This is a genomic window from Stenotrophomonas sp. 107298_Sma, from assembly GCF_056480345.1.
The window spans coordinates 3284377-3302287 of the sequence record NZ_CM151094.1 but is presented as its reverse complement, the minus strand read 5'-3'; the positions used below and the strand labels follow the sequence as shown (position 1 = coordinate 3302287).

At 65.2% G+C, this 17911-nt stretch carries 16 protein-coding genes and 1 tRNA gene; 14 read left to right on the top strand and 3 right to left on the bottom strand.

Annotated features, from left to right (window positions below):
- Positions 1–95: 95 nt before the first annotated feature.
- Both accD and glmM read left to right on the top strand, forming a co-directional pair.
- Positions 96–971, top strand: a complete 876-nt coding sequence (gene accD / locus ACZK2G_RS15575) for an acetyl-CoA carboxylase, carboxyltransferase subunit beta (protein WP_006381208.1) — start codon at positions 96–98, stop codon at positions 969–971.
- Positions 971–2332: a phosphoglucosamine mutase gene (glmM, locus tag ACZK2G_RS15570; RefSeq protein ID WP_136639387.1), complete on the top strand. Its 1362-nt coding sequence runs from the start codon at positions 971–973 to the stop codon at positions 2330–2332. The genes accD and glmM overlap by 1 nt, the downstream gene beginning before the upstream one ends.
- Positions 2333–2407: 75 nt before the next feature.
- On the opposite strand, the gene ACZK2G_RS15565 is transcribed toward glmM, so the two are convergent.
- Genes ACZK2G_RS15565 through ACZK2G_RS15555 form a run of 3 tightly spaced genes read right to left on the bottom strand, consistent with a single transcriptional unit; the run spans position 2408 to position 6300 of the window.
- Complete coding sequence (locus tag ACZK2G_RS15565; protein WP_478473778.1) at positions 2408–3265, bottom strand: polysaccharide deacetylase family protein; 858 nt, start codon at positions 3263–3265, stop codon at positions 2408–2410.
- Complete coding sequence (locus ACZK2G_RS15560; protein ID WP_478473777.1) at positions 3258–4403, bottom strand: glycosyltransferase family 4 protein; 1146 nt, start codon at positions 4401–4403, stop codon at positions 3258–3260. The genes ACZK2G_RS15565 and ACZK2G_RS15560 overlap by 8 nt, the downstream gene beginning before the upstream one ends.
- 19 nt (positions 4404–4422) lie before the next feature.
- Positions 4423–6300 carry a DUF3413 domain-containing protein gene (locus ACZK2G_RS15555; protein ID WP_295379512.1) on the bottom strand — a complete coding sequence of 626 codons (1878 nt, stop codon included), beginning with the start codon at positions 6298–6300 and terminating at the stop codon, positions 4423–4425.
- A gap of 196 nt (positions 6301–6496) precedes the next feature.
- Here ACZK2G_RS15555 and ACZK2G_RS15550 point away from each other — a divergent pair, with 196 nt between their 5' ends.
- The 12 genes from ACZK2G_RS15550 (at position 6497) to nuoH (ending at position 17910) form a co-directional block, all read left to right on the top strand.
- The gene (locus tag ACZK2G_RS15550; RefSeq protein ID WP_136639391.1) at positions 6497–7432 is read left to right on the top strand and encodes an isopenicillin N synthase family dioxygenase; all 936 of its coding nucleotides are present in this window, start codon (positions 6497–6499) and stop codon (positions 7430–7432) included.
- A 725-nt stretch (positions 7433–8157) separates the two neighbouring features.
- On the top strand, positions 8158–8913 hold the full coding sequence (gene tpiA / locus ACZK2G_RS15545; protein WP_046983977.1) for a triose-phosphate isomerase: 756 nt from the start codon (positions 8158–8160) through the stop codon (positions 8911–8913).
- Positions 8914–8944: 31 nt separating this feature from the next.
- Entirely contained in the window at positions 8945–9382 is a 438-nt protein-coding gene (gene secG, locus ACZK2G_RS15540) for a preprotein translocase subunit SecG (protein ID WP_006381136.1), read from the top strand.
- Between the two features lie 51 nt (positions 9383–9433).
- A tRNA-Leu gene (locus ACZK2G_RS15535) sits at positions 9434–9518 on the top strand.
- Positions 9519–9629: 111 nt separating this feature from the next.
- Positions 9630–9986 (top strand): NADH-quinone oxidoreductase subunit A, encoded by a 357-nt coding sequence (locus tag ACZK2G_RS15530; RefSeq protein ID WP_008265012.1) that lies wholly within the window; start codon positions 9630–9632, stop codon positions 9984–9986.
- Positions 9977–10531, top strand: a complete 555-nt coding sequence (locus ACZK2G_RS15525) for a NuoB/complex I 20 kDa subunit family protein (RefSeq protein WP_005410463.1) — start codon at positions 9977–9979, stop codon at positions 10529–10531. Before ACZK2G_RS15530 ends, ACZK2G_RS15525 begins: the two co-directional genes overlap by 10 nt.
- 33 nt (positions 10532–10564) lie before the next feature.
- Positions 10565–11314 carry an NADH-quinone oxidoreductase subunit C gene (locus ACZK2G_RS15520; protein ID WP_005410462.1) on the top strand — a complete coding sequence of 250 codons (750 nt, stop codon included), beginning with the start codon at positions 10565–10567 and terminating at the stop codon, positions 11312–11314.
- Positions 11311–12618 (top strand): NADH-quinone oxidoreductase subunit D, encoded by a 1308-nt coding sequence (locus ACZK2G_RS15515; RefSeq protein WP_046983976.1) that lies wholly within the window; start codon positions 11311–11313, stop codon positions 12616–12618. Before ACZK2G_RS15520 ends, ACZK2G_RS15515 begins: the two co-directional genes overlap by 4 nt.
- Positions 12619–12715: 97 nt before the next feature.
- Complete coding sequence (gene nuoE, locus ACZK2G_RS15510; RefSeq protein ID WP_180846260.1) at positions 12716–13243, top strand: NADH-quinone oxidoreductase subunit NuoE; 528 nt, start codon at positions 12716–12718, stop codon at positions 13241–13243.
- 4 nt (positions 13244–13247) lie between these two features.
- Positions 13248–14588, top strand: a complete 1341-nt coding sequence (nuoF, locus tag ACZK2G_RS15505; RefSeq protein ID WP_012511708.1) for an NADH-quinone oxidoreductase subunit NuoF — start codon at positions 13248–13250, stop codon at positions 14586–14588.
- Positions 14585–16819 carry an NADH-quinone oxidoreductase subunit NuoG gene (gene nuoG / locus ACZK2G_RS15500; protein WP_046983975.1) on the top strand — a complete coding sequence of 745 codons (2235 nt, stop codon included), beginning with the start codon at positions 14585–14587 and terminating at the stop codon, positions 16817–16819. The genes nuoF and nuoG overlap by 4 nt, the downstream gene beginning before the upstream one ends.
- Positions 16816–17910 carry an NADH-quinone oxidoreductase subunit NuoH gene (gene nuoH / locus ACZK2G_RS15495; protein WP_046983974.1) on the top strand — a complete coding sequence of 365 codons (1095 nt, stop codon included), beginning with the start codon at positions 16816–16818 and terminating at the stop codon, positions 17908–17910. Before nuoG ends, nuoH begins: the two co-directional genes overlap by 4 nt.
- Position 17911: the final 1 nt, after the last annotated feature.

The following is a 17911-nucleotide window of genomic DNA, read 5'->3' as shown; positions in this document are numbered from 1 at the left end:
GCCGGTGGCACAGGGGGTGCACGGGCAGGGAAAGCGGAGCTAGACTGTCCGCCTTTGCGGCCCATGGGCCGCCCTGAACGGAAGTGTCCTCCCGCATGAGTTGGCTCAGCAAGTTGATGCCGTCCGGCATCCGCACCGACAACACCCCCAGCAAGAAGCGCAGCGTCCCCGAGGGCCTGTGGGAAAAGTGCAGCAACTGCGGCAGCGCGTTGTACCGGCCAGAACTGGAAGAGAACCTGGAGGTCTGCCCGAAGTGCGGCCACCACATGGCGATCCGTGCACGTGCGCGCCTGGCAGCGTTGTTCGACGCCGACAGCACCACCGAGATCGCTGCGCGCCTGGGCCCGACCGACCTGCTCAAGTTCAAGGACCAGAAGAAGTACAGCGAGCGCATCAAGATCGCGCAGAAGAACACCGGCGAGTACGACGCGCTGATCGCCATGCGCGGCCTGCTCAAGGGCCGTGCGCTGGTGGCCTCGTCGTTCGACTTCGCCTTCATGGGCGGCTCGATGGGCTCGGTGGTGGGTGAGCGCTTCTCGCTGGCTGCCGAAACCGCAGTCGAGATCGGTGCCCCCTATGTATGCTTCTCGCAGAGTGGCGGTGCGCGCATGCAGGAAGGCCTGTTCTCGCTGATGCAGATGGCCAAGACCTCGGCGGCGCTGGGCAAGCTGCGTGAAGCCGGCCTGCCGTTCATTTCGGTGCTGACCCACCCGACCACCGGTGGCGTATCGGCATCGTTTGCGATGCTGGGCGACATCAACATCGCCGAGCCGCAGGCATTGATCGGCTTCGCCGGCCCGCGCGTGATCGAACAGACCGTGCGCGAAAAGCTGCCGGAAGGCTTCCAGCGTTCGGAGTTCCTGCTCGAGCACGGCGCCATCGACCAGATCTGCGACCGCCGTGAAATGCGTGACCGTCTCGCCGACCTGCTGGCGATGCTGGGCCGTCAGCCGGCGCCGGAGGTGGCGTGATGGGAGGCCGCAAGTACTTCGGTACTGATGGCATCCGTGGGCGGGTCGGCCAGGGCGTGATCTCGGCCGACTTCGTGCTGCGTCTGGGCAACGCCCTGGGCCGGGTGCTGGTGGCCCAGCGTGGCCAGGACGGGCGCCGGCCGATCGTGATCATCGGCAAGGACACCCGCATTTCCGGCTACATGTTCGAAGCGGCGCTGGAGGCTGGGCTGGTCGCCGCCGGTGCTGATGTGCAGCTGCTGGGGCCGATGCCGACCCCGGCCGTGGCTTTCCTGACCCGCACGCTGGGCGTGGATGCCGGCATCGTCATCAGTGCTTCGCATAACCCGCACTACGACAACGGCATCAAGTTCTTCTCCGCCCAGGGCGAGAAGCTCGACGATGCCACCGAGCTGGCGCTGGAAGCGGCACTGGATGTTCCGTTCACCACCGCCGAATCGGAGAAGCTGGGCAAAGCTTCGCGTGCACGTGAGGCGGTCGGCCGCTACATCGAATTCTGCAAGGCCAGCGTGCCGCGTGCATTCGACCTGCGTGGCGTGCGCCTGGTCCTGGACTGTGCGCATGGGGCCACCTACCAGATCGCACCGCTGCTGTTCCGCGAGCTCGGTGCGGAAGTGATCGGTATCGGTGCTGAACCCAACGGCGTCAACATCAACGCCGGCGTCGGTTCCACCCATATCGACAACCTGGCGGCCAAGGTCCGCGAGACCCGCGCCGATCTCGGCATCGCCTTCGATGGCGATGGCGACCGCGTGCTGATGGCCGACGACCAGGGCAATCCGGTCGATGGTGATGACCTGCTGTACATCCTGGCACGTGCGTGGAAGGACGAAGGTCGCCTGCGCGGTCCGGTGGTCGGTACGCTGATGAGCAACTACGGTGTGGAGAAGGCCTTCGCCGATCTGCAGATTCCGTTCCTGCGCAGCAACGTCGGTGACCGCTACGTGCACCAGGCGCTGATCGAAGGTGGTGGCGTGCTCGGCGGTGAAGCGTCGGGACACCTGCTGTGCCTGGATCGGGCCACCACCGGCGATGGCATCGTCAGTGCCCTGCAGGTGCTGGTGGCGCTGCGCAACAACGGCCAGACCCTGCGCCAGGCGCTGAAGGGGCTGGTGCGGGTGCCGCAGAAGACGGTGAACGTGCGGCTGGGCAATGTCTCGGCCAAGGCCACGGTGCAGGCTGAAAGTGTGCAGTCCGCGCTCGCCGACGCGCAGCAGGCGGTGGCCGGTCGTGGTCGTGCCTTCCTGCGTCCTTCCGGTACCGAGCCGGTGGTGCGGGTTACGGTGGAAGCTGACGACGCGACGCTGATGCAGGACACGCTCGATCGCCTGTCTGCCGCGGTACGCGCCGCCGCCAGCTGAGGCTGCCGCGCGGTGAAATGAAAACGCCCCGGGAAGCCGGGGCGTTTTTCTTTGCGCGGGCGGTGCACGCGGTACTCAGGGCCCCGGCACCATCTTCTTCTGCCGCGCCTTGAAACCATTGAACAGTGGCCCGATCAGAGGGTTGTAGCTCAGCCTGATGCGCTTGCGCAGCCAGCTGGCCGGCCGGTTGCGGATGGCGAACCGGTAGATGCGTTCCGGGTCGCCTCCGACCAGGTTGCGGCCGAAAGGATGAGTGGTGTGCAGGTAGCGGAAGCCGTGCTCGCGCGCCACCTCGATGTGGTCCTGGTCGAAATCGCCATACGGCCAGCACAGCGTGTCCGAGACTTGGCCCAGCTTGTCCTGCAGGACCTCGCGCGAAACCGCCAGGTCGTGGCTCAGGCCTGCGCGGCGCTGCGCACGGTCCAGGTCGGTGCGGCGCAGCCAGCGCGTATGGGTATGGGTATGGCAATGCATCTCGAAGGTGCCGGCGGCAATGCTGGCGCGCGCTTCGCTCCAGCGCATCATCACATCGTCGCTGCGGTCCTGTTCGTAGATCGCCGCTTCGCAGCCCCGGTGGTCCGGGGTGGCAGGCAGCGTTGCCCCTTCGATGCCTGCATGCGGGCGTTCCGGGCCTTCGCCCATCCAGCCGGTGACCACGAACACCACTGCGTGCATGCCGTACTTGTGCAGGATCGGATGCGCATACACCCAGTTGTCCAGGTAGCCATCGTCGAAGGTGATCACGATTGATTTGCGTGGTACCGGCTTGCCGGCGAGGAAGCCGGCATATTGGTCCAGCGTCAGCGACGTCCAGTCATTGCCGGCCAGCCACGCGATCTGGCTCTCGAAGTTTTCCGGCGACACCGTGATCATGCCCGGTGAAGGACTGACGTGATGGTGCATCAGCACCGGTACGGTTCGGGCCTCAGCCATGTCCCAGCTCCTTCAGCCACTGGTGGTAATAGTGTTCGGTGGTCTCGCCGTGACCGTCCGGGGTGAAACGGTGTGCGCTGTGCATCCAGTCCCAGCCGGCGCGGCCCATCTGCCGACGCCGCTGTGGATCGTCCACCAGCAGGCGCAGGGCACCGGTCAAGGCTGCATTGTCGCCCAGGCGGGTGAGGATCGCATTGCTGCCATCAACCACCATTTCCGGTACGCCGCCGACCCGGGTGGCCACGATCGGTACACCGACATAGGCCGCTTCCAGGAATACGGTACCGGCCGCTTCCTTGTGTGAGGCGAGGGCGAAGATGTCGAAGCCGGCCATCAGGCGGCAGGCGCCATCGCGGTATCCCAGCAGGTGTACCTGCTGCTGCACTCCATGCTCTGCGCACAGCGCCCGCAGCCGTTCCATCACCTGTTGGCCATCGCCGACGATGACCAGATGCAGGTCCGGGTTGGCTTTGCACAGGGGAACCATCGCCTGCAGCAGGTCGGCATGGCCCTTGGGCTCACGCAGCACCGCCACGCAGCCGACCACGATGTCCCGTTCGCCGAAACCGAGCTCGGCACGCACTTGCGCGCGCACCTCCTGCAGGCACTGCCAGGGATCGGCCTTGCGGATCTCGCTCCAGCGCGGCGGCACCGCGATCGGCGGCACGATGCCGATATGCTCGGCCGGTATGCCACGGTCGACCAGCAGCTGCTTGACGAAACTGCTGACGGTCAGAACCCGGTGTGGAAGCCTGGTATAGGTCAGCAGCGAATTGACCGGACTCATCAGATGGCGCGAGCGCACCACCAGCGGCGTACCGCCCAGACGCGCACCTGCAGCGGCGATCAGCGCGTCACGGCGGCTGGTGGTATTGACCACGTCGTAACGTTCGCGGCGGACCAGTCGTGACACCGACCAGATTCCGCGCAGCAGGCGGGCGAGCCCGCCCATGCGCAGCGCGTGCACGGTGAAACCGTCATCACGCGCCAGCTTGGCCAGCCGTGCATCCGGCTGGCACAGCAGCGACACATCATGGCCGCGCGCACGCATCACCTGCATGTGGCGGAAGATGTAGATCTCCTGCCCGCCCATTCCCTTGGCGGCTTCGGTATGCAGGATGCGCAGCGGACGGTTCATGCGGGATGATCCTTGGGGGTCAGCGGTTGCGGAAGCGGGTCAGCGCTTCCCATGCAGAGCGGACGGCGGCGGAGTCCGGGACCTGCTGAGGCAGCGGGCGGTAACGCAGGTCAAGCGCCGTTGCGTTGCCGAATTTGTCGAACACGTAGATGGCGTCGCCGTGGCGGACCGCGCGTTGCGACCAGCTTTCCACCACCAGTGCGCGTTGGCCCGTGGGTTCGCCCAGCAGGTCCTGGCCGGTGCTGAAGTCGGTCAGCGCGTTCTCGCAGCCCAGTGCGTGGCGCATCAGGGTCGGCACCCAGTCTTCGTGGGAACTGGTGCGTGTCTGAATGCCGCTGGCCTGGCCTGGCCAGTGCAGTACGAACGGCACCTGCAGCTGGTAATCGGAGAAGTTGCCGTTGTGGCCCCAGTAGTTCAGCTTGAGGTCGTTGAATTCTTCGGCGTGATCACCGGTGACCAGGACGATGGTGTCCTCGGCCAGACCCTGCGCGCGCAAGTCGTCCAGCAATGAGCCGATAAGACTGTCGGCGTAGTGCACGGCGGTGCGGTAGCGGTTGAGCTCCGGCGTCGGGTCGTGGTCGGGGCCGAATTTCAGGAAGTCGATTTCCTTGGCCATCGGTGTGGCCACCGGCGGATAGCTGGCAGGCAGGTGGTAGCCAGCGTGGGTGGAGTCGAGGAACACGAAACCGAACCAGGGCTGCTGTGCCGCCTGGCTGGTACGGATGTCCTTCTGCAGCGCAGCGACGATGGCACGGTCGCGGCCATCCGGGCCGAGTTCGGACGGTCCTTGATGCAGCTGATCGCGGACGTCGGCAAACACGGTGCGGTCGAATTCGGGGCTGTACAGCGGCGCACTGCCATACAGGTGCAGGTCGTAGCCCTGTTGGCGCAGTACCTGGAACAGCTGCGAGCCACGCTGTTCGTCCAGCATGCTCTGCCAGTAGCCACCGGGCAGGCCGTAGAGCAGGCCGAACAGGCCATAGCGGGTGGCGTTGCCGGTGCTGAAGTGGTGGTCGTATACACGCGACCCCTGTGCCAGCGCCGAGGCATTGGGCATCAGCTGGGGGGTCAGGACGTCGTGGCGCAGCGACTCCAGCACCACCATCAGCACGTTGGGGCGGTGCGGGTTCTGGCAGCGCAGCGGCTGCAGCGGATACTGCAACTGGGCGTGGCGCGGATCTGGCAGCCCGGCCTGCTGTTCGCTGACCACACCGAGCTTGCGCATGAAGCTCTTGGCGGTGATCGGCTGTGCCCACGGCAGATAGTTCCACTGCGCGATCACATCGCGGTCGCCGCGGGCATCGTAGTAGGCGGTGGCGACCTGGCCGCCGGCCATCAGCAGTGCGACCACCGCCCAGGCCTGCAGTACCGTGCGCCGACGGGGCAGGGCTGGCAGCAGCTTCCAGCAGGCCCAGGCCAGCAGGCCTTCGGCGGTGAAGATGGCGGCCACCAGCAGGCCCGCCTGCAGCCAGGTTTTCCAGGACAGCGCTACCTGGTCCTGCAGTGCGCCACCGAAGACCATGTTCACCACCATGGCATTGAGGTGGAAGCGGTACAGGGTGAACACCTTGGCGTCGACCAGCAGCAGGCACAGCCACAGGCCCTGCAGCAGCACTGCACTGACACTCAGGATGCGTGCGTTGCGCTGCCAGAGTCCCAGCAGCAGTGGCAACAGGCCGGCCAGCGCGCCGAATGCCAGCAGATGGCCGGGCAGGGCGACGGACAGGTAAACCAGGCCGATTGCGCCACCGGGGTTGTCGGTCAGCGGCACGTTCCCAACAGTGATGGCTGCGGCCAGGATCGCGTTGCCGGCCACGAACAGCGACCACCAGGCCAGCCGGCGCCAGTGGCGGGCGGTATCTGCTACGGGCGTGGTGTCGGCTGGGTCGGAGGGCATGGTGCGGGCGGGGTCGGGTGGCTGGAAGAAACGCGCGGCACCAACGTGATTGAATCGTTAAATGTGCTCGGGTCGCGCATTGTATCGGTTTGTTTCCTTGTATCGAGTCGCGTTCGCCGGGCGATCTGTCACAATGTTCAGGCGGGCCCTGAATGCGCAGGCCCGTTTCAGACCCAACGACAAGCCAGGAACCGCTGTGAGCCAGATCCCGACCCTCGACATCACCCGTTTCGACAGCGACCGCGAAGCCTTCGTGGCCGAGCTGGGCGCGGCCTACCGCCAATGGGGATTCGCGGGCATCCGCAACCACGGCATCCCGCAGGCCGACATCGACGCGGCCTACGGTGCCTTCAAGGCCTTCTTCGCCCTGCCGGATGAGGTCAAGCGCAAGTACCACGTGGCCGGCAGCGGCGGCGCCCGCGGCTACACCCCGTTCGGTGTTGAAACCGCCAAGGGTTCCAAGCACTTCGACCTGAAGGAGTTCTGGCACATCGGCCGCGAGATCGCCGACGACTCCAAGTACCGCGATGTGATGGCCCCGAACCTGTGGCCGACCGAGGTCGAGGGCTTCCGTGAGCGTGGCTACGGCCTGTACCAGGCGCTGGACAACCTGGGTTCGCGCGTGCTGTCGGCGCTGGCCCTGCACATCGGCCTGCCGGAGAATTTCTTCGCCGACAAGACCAATTTCGGCAACTCGATCCTGCGTCCGATCCATTACCCGCCGATCACCACCGACGACATCCCGAACGTGCGTGCGGGCGCCCATGGCGACATCAACTTCATCACCCTGCTGGTCGGCGCCAGTGCCGCCGGCCTCGAAGTGCAGTCGCATGATGGCGAGTGGGTGCCGTTCACTTCGGACGCCGACACCATCGTGGTCAACATCGGCGACATGCTGCAGCGCCTGACCAACCATGTGTATCCGTCGACCATCCACCGCGTGGTCAACCCCCCGGGTGAGCTGGCGCGCCAGCCGCGCTACTCGGTACCGTTCTTCCTGCACCCGAACCCGGACTTCCTGATCGATGTGCTGCCGTCCTGCATCACCCCGGAGAACCCGAGCCGGTACCCGGAGCCGATCACCGCCCACGGCTTCCTCGAGGAGCGCCTGCGCGAGATCAAGCTGAAGTAATGAGAAGTGAAGGCCGCCGAAAGGCGGCCTTTTTCTTTGCAGGGCTGCGCCCTGCACCCGCAGAGGCCGAAGCCGAAGCCAAGGCCAAAGCCAAAGCCAAAGCGGCTCTGGGATGTTCCGTGGGGAGGCGGGGAGGTGTCGGATGGCGGGGACGCCGTGAACCCGTCCATGGGGGCTTGGCCGCGGCATCCATGCCGCGGACACTCCGCCATCCGACACCTCCCCGCCTTCGACAGTTTCCCGGTGACGGCGGGTAACTCGCGATTTCCGGTAGGTGTCGACCTTGGTCGACACGGTAGATCCACGCCATGCGTGTGGGGTAGGGGTCAGATCCCTTTTCCGCAGGAAAAGGGATCTGACCCCGGCAGCTAAAGCAGGGGAGGGGGCCGAAGCTCTGCTTTCGCTTTTGCTTTTGATCTTCTTTTTTCTTTCCGTGGCGGGCGGACCGCCGCAATGTGTCATGGGCCGGGCGGGTGGGGCTGGCGAGGGTGTCCGCGGCATGGATGCCGCGGCCAAGCCCCCAGGGATGGGTTCACGGCGTCCCTCGCCAGTCCCACCCGCCCGGCCAACCCCACAAATCCAGCCGGGGCTCTCCGCGACCAACCCCACCCCGCCACGAGGGGCTGCGCTGTTGGCTGAAAATCCATGTAACCGCTTACAAGGAAACGGATTTTTGCCGTAACGGGTATCATGACCGGCTGACTTCACACAGGAGCCACCCGCTCATGCGCCGCAAGATCGTCGCCGGAAACTGGAAGCTGCATGGCAGCCGTCAATTCGCCAATGAACTGCTGGGGCAGGTGGCCGCCGGGCTGCCGCTGGAGGGGGTGGACGTGGTGATCCTGCCGCCGTTGCCGTACCTGGGGGAGCTGGTCGAGGACTTCGGCGAAACCGGCCTTGCCTTTGGCGCGCAGGACGTGAGCAGCAACGAGAAGGGGGCCTATACCGGCGAGGTCTGCGCGGCGATGCTGGTCGAGGTCGGTGCCCGCTATGGCCTGGTCGGCCACTCCGAGCGCCGCCAGTACCACCATGAAAGCAGCGAGCTGGTTGCCCGCAAGTTCGCCGCCGCCCAGCATGCCGGCCTGGTGCCGGTGCTGTGCGTGGGTGAGACCCTGGAGCAGCGCGAAGCGGGGCAGACCGAGGCGGTCATCGCCAGCCAGCTGGCGCCGGTGCTGGAACGGGTCGGTGCGGCAGGCTTCGCCAAGGCCGTGGTTGCCTACGAGCCGGTCTGGGCCATCGGTACCGGCCGTACCGCCAGCAAGGAGCAGGCGCAGCAGGTGCACGCGTTCATCCGTGGCGAAGTCGCGCGTATCGATGCTAGAATCGCTGATTCACTGCCCATTGTTTACGGCGGTAGCGTGAAGCCCGACAATGCCGGGGAACTGTTCGCGCAGCCGGATGTCGATGGTGGGCTGGTCGGTGGCGCCTCCCTGGTGGCCGCGGACTTCCTGGCCATCGCACGGGCGGCGGCCGCGAACTAATCCTAGAAGTATTGTCCGAGGGCGGTTTTCAATGCTGATGTTGATCCTCAATGTCGTCTACGTGCTGGTCGCTGTGGCCATGATCGCGCTGATCCTGATGCAGCGTGGTTCGGGTGCGGCGGCGGGTTCGGGCTTTGGCGCCGGTGCCTCGGGTACGGTGTTCGGTGCGCGCGGCGCTTCGAATTTCCTGTCCAAGTCCACCAAGTGGCTGGCAGTCGTGTTCTTCGGCATCAGCCTCTTCATGGCCTGGTATGCCGGTCACGGCACCCGTCCGGCGGCCGAGCAGGATCTGGGTCTGATGTCCGCCCCGGCGGTGACCGCTCCGGCGGCCCCGGCGGGCGAATTGCCGGCCGTTCCGAAGGCCGATGCGGTCCCGGCCGCCCCGGTTCCGGCCGCAACTGTGCCGGCTCAGGCGGAATCTTCGGTTTCTGGTGAAGAAAAGCCTTCGGAAGGCTCCCAGAAACACTGAAGCCGGTTACAATACGCGGCGCATCGGGAAGATAGTCTGATGTGATCGTTTGCCCAGGTGGCGGAATTGGTAGACGCACTACCTTGAGGTGGTAGCGACTTAGGTCGTAGGGGTTCGAGTCCCCTCTTGGGCACCATTTGTAAGTAAAGCGGGTTCGTCTGGCGCGCAAGGCGCCAGGCAGATTCCCGTCCACTCCCCCATGCCAAAGCGCCTGCAGGCGCAGCGGCAGAGGCAAGAGAGAATCGCTGTGCTGGCCGAATATTTGCCGTCTCTGCTGTTTCTGATCGTTGCCACCGGTATCGGCATTACGCTGATGCTGGTTGGCCGATTCCTCGGTCCCCGCCGCCCCGATCTGGAAAAGCTGTCGCCGTACGAGTGCGGCTTCGAAGCCTTCGAAGACGCGCGCATGAAGTTCGACGTGCGCTACTACCTGATCGCGATCCAGTTCATCGTCTTCGACCTGGAAATCATCTTCATCGTGCCGTGGACCCAGGTCTTCATGGAGCTGGGCGCGCGTTCGCTCATCACCATGGGCCTGTTCGTCGGCATGCTGTTCCTCGGTTTCATTTACGTCTGGAAGAAGGGAGCGCTGGAATGGGAGTGATTCAGACTCTCGATGGCCTCATGAACAATCCGACGCCGGAAGGCCGGGTTGATGACATCCTGCGGCCGGAAGGCGACAACCCGCTGCTGGAAAAGGGCTTCGTCACCACCAGCGTCGACGCACTGCTGAACTGGGCGCGTACCGGCTCGATGTGGCCGATGACCTTCGGCCTGGCCTGCTGTGCGGTCGAGATGATGCATGCCGGTGCCGCGCGCCTGGACCTTGACCGCTACGGCGTGGTGTTCCGTCCGTCGCCGCGTCAGTCCGACGTGATGATCGTGGCCGGTACCCTGGTCAACAAGATGGCCCCGGCGCTGCGCAAGGTCTATGACCAGATGCCGGACCCGAAGTGGGTCATCTCGATGGGCAGCTGCGCCAACGGCGGTGGTTACTACCACTATTCCTATTCTGTGGTGCGCGGCTGTGATCGCGTGGTGCCGGTGGACGTCTATGTCCCGGGCTGCCCGCCGACCGCCGAGGCGCTGGTGTACGGGATCCTGCAGCTGCAGAAGAAGATCTGGCGTACACAGACCATCGCCCGCTGACCCCTTCACCTGACAAGAGCGCGCCAAGCCCCCATGGCAGAGCAAGCATCCTTCATCGACCGACTCTCCGCACGTTTCGCAGGTGCGAAGGTCATCGTGGTCGAACCCCGCGGCGAAGTGACGCTGGAAGTGCCTGCCGCCGAGTGGCACGCCACCGCCCTGGCGCTGCGTGACGAGTTTGGTTTCGAGCAGGCCGTCGATCTCTGCGGCGTCGACTATCTCGGTTATGGCTCCGATGAGTGGGACACCGCCGATGTGTCCTCGCAGGGCTTCAGCCGTGGTGTCGAAGGCAAGGCCCAGGGCCGTTTCGCGTGGGGCGAGTTCCCCACCGAGGAAAACGGTGCCGACGGCGCCCGCCCGCAGCACATGCCGACCCAGCGTTTCGCCGTGGTCGCCCAGCTGCGTTCGTACCAGCACAACCTGATGATGCACCTGCGCTGCTTCGCCCCTGACGAAGCGCTGCCGGTGGTGTCCTCGCTGACCGGCATCTGGCCGGGCCTGAACTGGTTCGAGCGCGAAGCGTTCGACCTGTACGGCGTGATCTTCGAAGGCCACCCGGACCTGCGCCGGATCCTGACCGATTACGGTTTCGTCGGTCATCCGTTCCGCAAGGACTTCCCGCTGATCGGCAATGTCGAAGTCCGCTACGACGAAGAAAAGAAGCGCGTGATCTACGAACCGGTCACCTCGGTGGAGCCGCGTGTCGGCGTGCCGCGCGTGATCCGCGACGACGCCCGCCTGCAGACCGCAGAAGGTGAGCGCGCGCAGGAGGCAGTGAAGTGAGCCACGTACACCAGGCCGGCGAAGCATTCGCCAGCAGCCCGGCCGAGAGCCGGCAGGAAATCCGCAACTACACCATGAACTTCGGCCCGCAGCATCCGGCCGCCCACGGTGTGCTGCGCCTGATCCTGGAAATGGACGGCGAAACCATCATGCGCGCCGACCCGCACGTGGGTCTGCTGCACCGTGGTACCGAAAAGCTGGCCGAGTCCAAGCCGTTCAACCAGTCGATCGGCTACATGGATCGCCTGGATTACGTGTCGATGATGTGCAACGAGCACGCCTACGTGCGCTCGATCGAGACCCTGATGGGGATCGAGGCGCCGGAGCGTGCGCAGTACATCCGTACCCTGTTCGATGAAATCACCCGCATCCTCAACCACCTGATGTGGCTGGGTTCCAACGCCCTCGATCTGGGCGCAATGGCGGTGATGCTGTACGCCTTCCGCGAGCGTGAAGAGCTGATGGACTGCTATGAAGCGGTCTCCGGCGCGCGCATGCACGCGGCGTACTACCGTCCGGGCGGTGTCTACCGCGACCTGCCGGACCACATGCCGAAGTACAAGGAATCGCGCTGGCACAAGGGCAAGGCCCTGAAGAACCTCAACGCCGCGCGCGAAGGTTCGCTGCTGGACTTCCTGGAGAACTTCACCAACGAATTCCCGGGCCGTGTCGACGAATACGAGACCCTGCTGACCGACAACCGTATCTGGAAGCAGCGTACCGTCGGCATTGGCGTGGTGACGCCCGAACTGGCCCACCAGTGGGGCATGACCGGTGTGATGCTGCGCGGCTCGGGCGTTGCCTGGGACCTGCGTAAGAAGCGCCCGTACGCCAAGTACGATGCCGTCGATTTCGACATCCCGCTGGGCAAGGAAGGCGACTGCTACGACCGTTACCTGGTCCGCATCGCCGAAATGCGCGAGTCCAACCGCATCATCAAGCAGTGCGTGGCGTGGCTGAAGGCCAACCCGGGCCCGGTGATGGTGAAGAACTTCAAGGTCGCTCCGCCCAAGCGCGAGGACATGAAGGACGACATGGAAGCGCTGATCCACCACTTCAAGCTGTTCAGCGAAGGCTATTGCGTGCCTGCCGGTGAAACCTACGCCGCCGTTGAAGCCCCCAAGGGCGAGTTCGGCTGCTACCTGGTCTCCGATGGCGCCAACAAGCCGTTCCGCGTGCACCTTCGCGCGCCGGGCTTCGCCCACCTGTCCTCGATCGACTCGATCGTGCGCGGCCACATGCTGGCCGACGTGGTGGCGATGATCGGCACCTACGATCTGGTGTTCGGCGAGGTTGACCGGTAATGCCGTCCGCCACGCCAACGCCCGCTGCAGGCAGCCGGCGCAAGCCGGCGCCGCAGTTTCTGCAATTTCACGTTATGCATTTCGCTGAGGTCGGCCGATGAAGGCGACAGGTAATTTCGAGGCGGCGCGCGACGTCGACCCGATGGTGGTGCTGAGCGACAAGACCCGCGCTCACATCGATCACTGGCTGTCCAAGTTCCCGCCGGACCGCAAGCGCTCTGCAGTGCTGCAGGGCCTGCATGCGGCCCAGGAGCAGAACCAGGGCTGGTTGACCGACGAGCTGATCGCCGGCGTGGCCAAGTACCTTGATCTGCCGCCGGTGTGGGCCTACGAGGTCGCCAGCTTCTACTCGATGTTCGAGACCGAGAAGGTGGGCCGCAACAACGTGGCCATCTGCACCAACATCAGCTGCTGGCTCAATGGCGCCGAGGACATCGTCCGCCATTGCGAGAAGAAGCTGGGCATCAAGCACGGTGAATCGACCGCGGACGGCCGCGTCTACCTCAAGCGCGAGGAAGAGTGCCTGGCAGGCTGCGGTGGCGCACCGATGATGGTCATCAACGGTCATTACCATGAGCGTCTGACCCTGGAAAAGGTCGACGAGCTGCTGGACGGGCTGGAGTAAGGGCATGGCACATCACCACGAATCCAAGGGGCCGGTCGGTCCTGCGCCGCTGCCGCACCAGGTGGTCTACACCACCCTGCATTACGACACCCCGTGGTCGTACGAAAGCTACCTGAAGACTGGTGGCTATGCCGCCCTGCGCAAGATCCTCGAAGAGAAGATCCCGCCGGAGCAGGTCATCGAGATGGTCAAGGCCTCGGGCCTGCGCGGCCGTGGCGGCGCGGGCTTCCCGACCGGCCTGAAGTGGTCCTTCATGCCCAAGGGCAACATGCAGAAGTACATCCTCTGCAACTCGGACGAATCCGAGCCGGGCACCTGCAAGGACCGCGACATCCTGCGCTACAACCCGCATTCGGTGGTGGAAGGCATGGCGATCGCCTGCTACGCCACCGGTTCGACCGTGGGTTACAACTACCTGCGCGGTGAGTTCCACCACGAGCCGTTCGAGCACTTCGAGCAGGCCCTGGCCGACGCCTATGCAAATGGCTGGCTGGGCAAGAACGTGATGGGCTCGGGCGTGGACATCGACATCTACGGTGCGCTGGGTGCCGGCGCGTACATCTGCGGCGAAGAAACCGCACTGATGGAATCGCTGGAAGGCAAGAAGGGCCAGCCGCGCTACAAGCCGCCGTTCCCGGCCAACTTTGGCCTGTACGGCAAGCCGTCGACGATCAACAACACCGAAACCTACGGTTCGGTGCCGGCGATCATCCGCAACGGTCCGGAGTGGTTCAAGGGTCTGAGCCTGACCGCCAACGGCGGCCCGAAGTGCTTCTCGGTGTCCGGCTGCGTGCAGAACGGCGGCAACTTCGAAGTGCCGCTGGGCACCACCTTCCACGATCTGCTGCAGATGGCCGGTGGCCTGCGTCCGGGCCGCACCCTGAAGGGCGCGATCCCGGGCGGCGTGTCGATGCCGGTGCTGACCGCGGCCGAGCTGAAGGACCTGCCGATGGACTACGACACCATCCGTGCGCTGGGCTCCGGCCTGGGTTCGGGTGCGATCGTGGTGCTCGACGACAGCGTCTGCTGCGTCAAGTTCGCCTGCCGCATCAGCCAGTTCTTCCACAAGGAATCCTGTGGCCAGTGCACGCCGTGCCGTGAAGGTACCGGCTGGATGCACCGCGTGCTGGAGCGCATCGTGGCCGGCAAGGCCACGATGGAAGACCTGCACCAGCTGAAGGCGGTGGCCGGCCAGATCGAAGGCCACACCATCTGTGCGTTCGGTGAAGCGGCTGCATGGCCCATCCAGGGCTTCCTGCGCCAGTTCTGGGACGAATTCGAGTACTACATCGTCAACGGTCATTCGATGGTTGACGGCAAGAAGGTGGAGGCAGCCGCCGCATGAGCGCGCAACCCGTAAACCCGAGCGTGCCACCGGATCACGTGACCATCGAGATCGATGGCAAGTCGCTGGTCGTACCCAAGGGTTCGATGATCATCCAGGCCGCCGACAAGGCCGGCATTTCGATTCCGCGCTTCTGCTATCACGAGAAGCTGCCGATCGCCGCCAACTGCCGCATGTGCCTGGTGGACGTTGAAAAGTCGCCGAAGCCGGCGCCGGCCTGTGCCACCCCGGTGATGGATGGCATGAAGGTCGCCACCCGCAGCGAGAAGGCACTGAAGTTCCAGCGCTCGGTGATGGAGTTCCTGCTCATCAACCATCCGCTGGATTGCCCGATCTGCGATCAGGGCGGCGAGTGCGAGCTGCAGGACGTGTCGCTGGGCTATGGCCGTTCGGTCAGCCGCTTCAACGAGCGCAAGCGTGTGGTGCCGGACGAGGACATGGGCCCGCTGGTCGCCACCGAGATGACCCGCTGCATCCAGTGCACCCGCTGCGTCCGCTTCACCGCCGACGTTGCCGGTACCTATGAACTGGGTGGCATGTACCGCGGTGAGAACCTGCAGATCGGTACCTTCGACGGCAAGCCGTTGACCACCGAGCTGTCGGGCAACGTCGTCGACGTCTGCCCGGTCGGCGCGCTGACCAACAAGGTGTTCCAGTTCCGCGCCCGTCCGTGGGAACTGACCGCGCGCGAATCGCTGGGCTACCACGACGCCATGGGTTCGAACCTGTTCCTGCACGTGCGTCGCGGTGAAGTGCTGCGCACCGTGCCGCGCGACAACGAAGCCGTGAACGAGTGCTGGCTGTCCGACCGTGACCGCTACTCGCACCAGGGCCTGTACAGCGAAGACCGTGCGGTCAAGCCGCTGCGCAAGGTCAATGGCGAGTGGAAGGAAGTGAGCTGGGCCGAAGGCCTGGCCGCCGCTGCCGAGATCCTCAAGGCCAACCAGGGCGACAACCTGGGCGTGCTGGTGCACCCGTCGACCTCGAACGAGGAAGGCGCGCTGCTGGCCCGCCTGGCCAAGGGCCTGGGCTCGAGCAACATCGACCACCGCATCAACAACCGCGATTTCTCCGACGCTGCAACCGCTGAAGTGTTCGGCCTGCCGCTCGCCGAGATCGAAGGCGCCGACCGCATCGTCGTTCTGGGCAGCAACATCCGCCACGAACTGCCGCTGCTGCACGCTCGCCTGCGCAAGGCGCAGACCACCAATGGCGCGAAGATCCACGTCGTCAACCCGGTGGACTTCGACTTCGCCTTCAGCATCGCCGGCAAGCAGATCGTCGCGCCGTCGAAGTTCGTCGACGCGCTGGCCAACGCCGAGCTGCGTTCGGCGGTGCAGGGCGGCAACAACACCGTGCTGATCGTCGGTGGCATCGCTGAAAACCATCCGCAGGCTGCCGCGATCCGCGCCGCTGCGCGTGAGTTCGCCGCCGCCACCGGTGCCAAGCTGTGCCGCATACCGCAGGGCGCCAACGCCGTTGGCCTGACCCGCGCCGGCGTGCTGCCGGCCGGCAAGGACGTCGCCGAGATGCTGGCGCAACCGCGCCAGGCCTACGTGGTGTACGGCCTGGAGCCGGGTCTGGACTTCGCTGACGCTCCCGCCGCGCGCAAGGCGCTGGTCGGTGCCAAGGTGGTGGCCTTCAGCCAGTTCGCCTGCGTCTCCACCCGCGACGTTGCCGACGTCATCCTGCCGATCGGTGCGCTGCCGGAAATCGACGCCACCCTGACCAACCTCGATGGTCGCGAGCAGTCGGCCCGTGCCGGCGGCAAGCTGCCGGGCGAGGCCCGTGAGGGCTGGCGCGTGCTGCGCGCACTGGGCGGCGACATGGCGCTGGCCGGTTTCGACTTCACCGACCTGGCCGGCCTGCGTGCCAGCCTGGCCCCGGTGTCGGTCACCGTTGCCGCTTCGGCGCAGCCGGTGGTTGCCGGTGAAGGCCTGGAAGTGGCTTCGACCGCCGCGATCTACCGCACCGATGCGGTGGTCCGTCGCGCCCCGGCGCTGCAGTCGCATCCGCTCAACAACGCGCCGCGCATCGTGCTGAACGCTGAAGACGCCGCTCGCCTGCAGCTGCAGGAAGGGCAGATGGCCAAGGTCGGCACCGATGCCGGCAAGGCCACCCTGCCGGTGGTGATCGACGCCCGCGTCGCTGCGGGTTCGGTCTGGATTGAATCGGGCCACGGCGCGACTGCGCCGCTGGGTGCCGCTCGCGTAACGGTGGTGGCTGCATGAACGAATTGCTGTTGAACGCGGTCGACCCGCTGCACCAGTGGCTGCTTGGCCTCGGTGACATCGGCGCGCTGATCTGGATCATCCTGAAGATCCTGGTGATCACCGTTCCGGTGATCATCTCGGTGGCCTTCTACGTGGTCTGGGAACGCAAGCTGATCGGCTGGATGCACGTCCGCCACGGCCCGATGTACGTGGGCATGGGCATCTTCCAGGCCTTCGCCGACGTCTTCAAGCTGCTGTTCAAGGAAGTGGTCCAGCCGAGCAGCGCCAACAAGGCGATCTACCTGCTGGCACCGCTGATCACCCTGGCTCCGGCCTTCGCGGCCTGGTCGGTGGTCCCCTTCGATTCGCAGATCGTGTTGTCCAACGCCAACGCCGGCCTGCTGTACCTGCTGGCGATGACCTCGCTGGGCATCTACGGCATCATCCTGGCCGGTTGGGCATCCAACTCGAAGTATGCGTTCCTGGGTGCGATGCGTGCCTCGGCGCAGATGATCAGCTACGAAATCGCCATGGGCTTCGCCCTGGTCGGCGTGATGATCGCGTCGGGCAGCCTGAACCTGAGCAACATCGTGATGGCGCAGGCCGGCAATTCCGGTTTCTTCGACTGGTTCCTGCTGCCGCTGTTCCCGCTGTTCGTCATCTACTGGGTGTCGGGCGTTGCCGAAACCAACCGCGCGCCGTTCGACGTGGTGGAAGGTGAATCGGAAATCGTCGCCGGCCACATGGTTGAGTACTCGGGCGGTGCGTTCGCGCTGTTCTTCCTGGCCGAATACGCCAACATGATCCTGATCAGCTTCCTGATCTCGATCTTCTTCCTCGGCGGCTGGCTGAGCCCGATCCAGGGCTGGGTCAACCCGGGCGATATCTCGCCGCTGGTCGACTGGATCTGGAAGGGCGGTGCACCGTGGCTGTTCGTCAAGGTGTTCTTCTTCGCCAGTGCCTACATCTGGTTCCGTGCCAGCTTCCCGCGCTTCCGCTATGACCAGATCATGCGCCTGGGCTGGAAGGTCTTCATCCCGCTGGCCATTCTGTGGATCGCGGTTACCGCCGTCATGGTGTTCTTCGGCGTGATTCAAAAGGGCGTCTAAG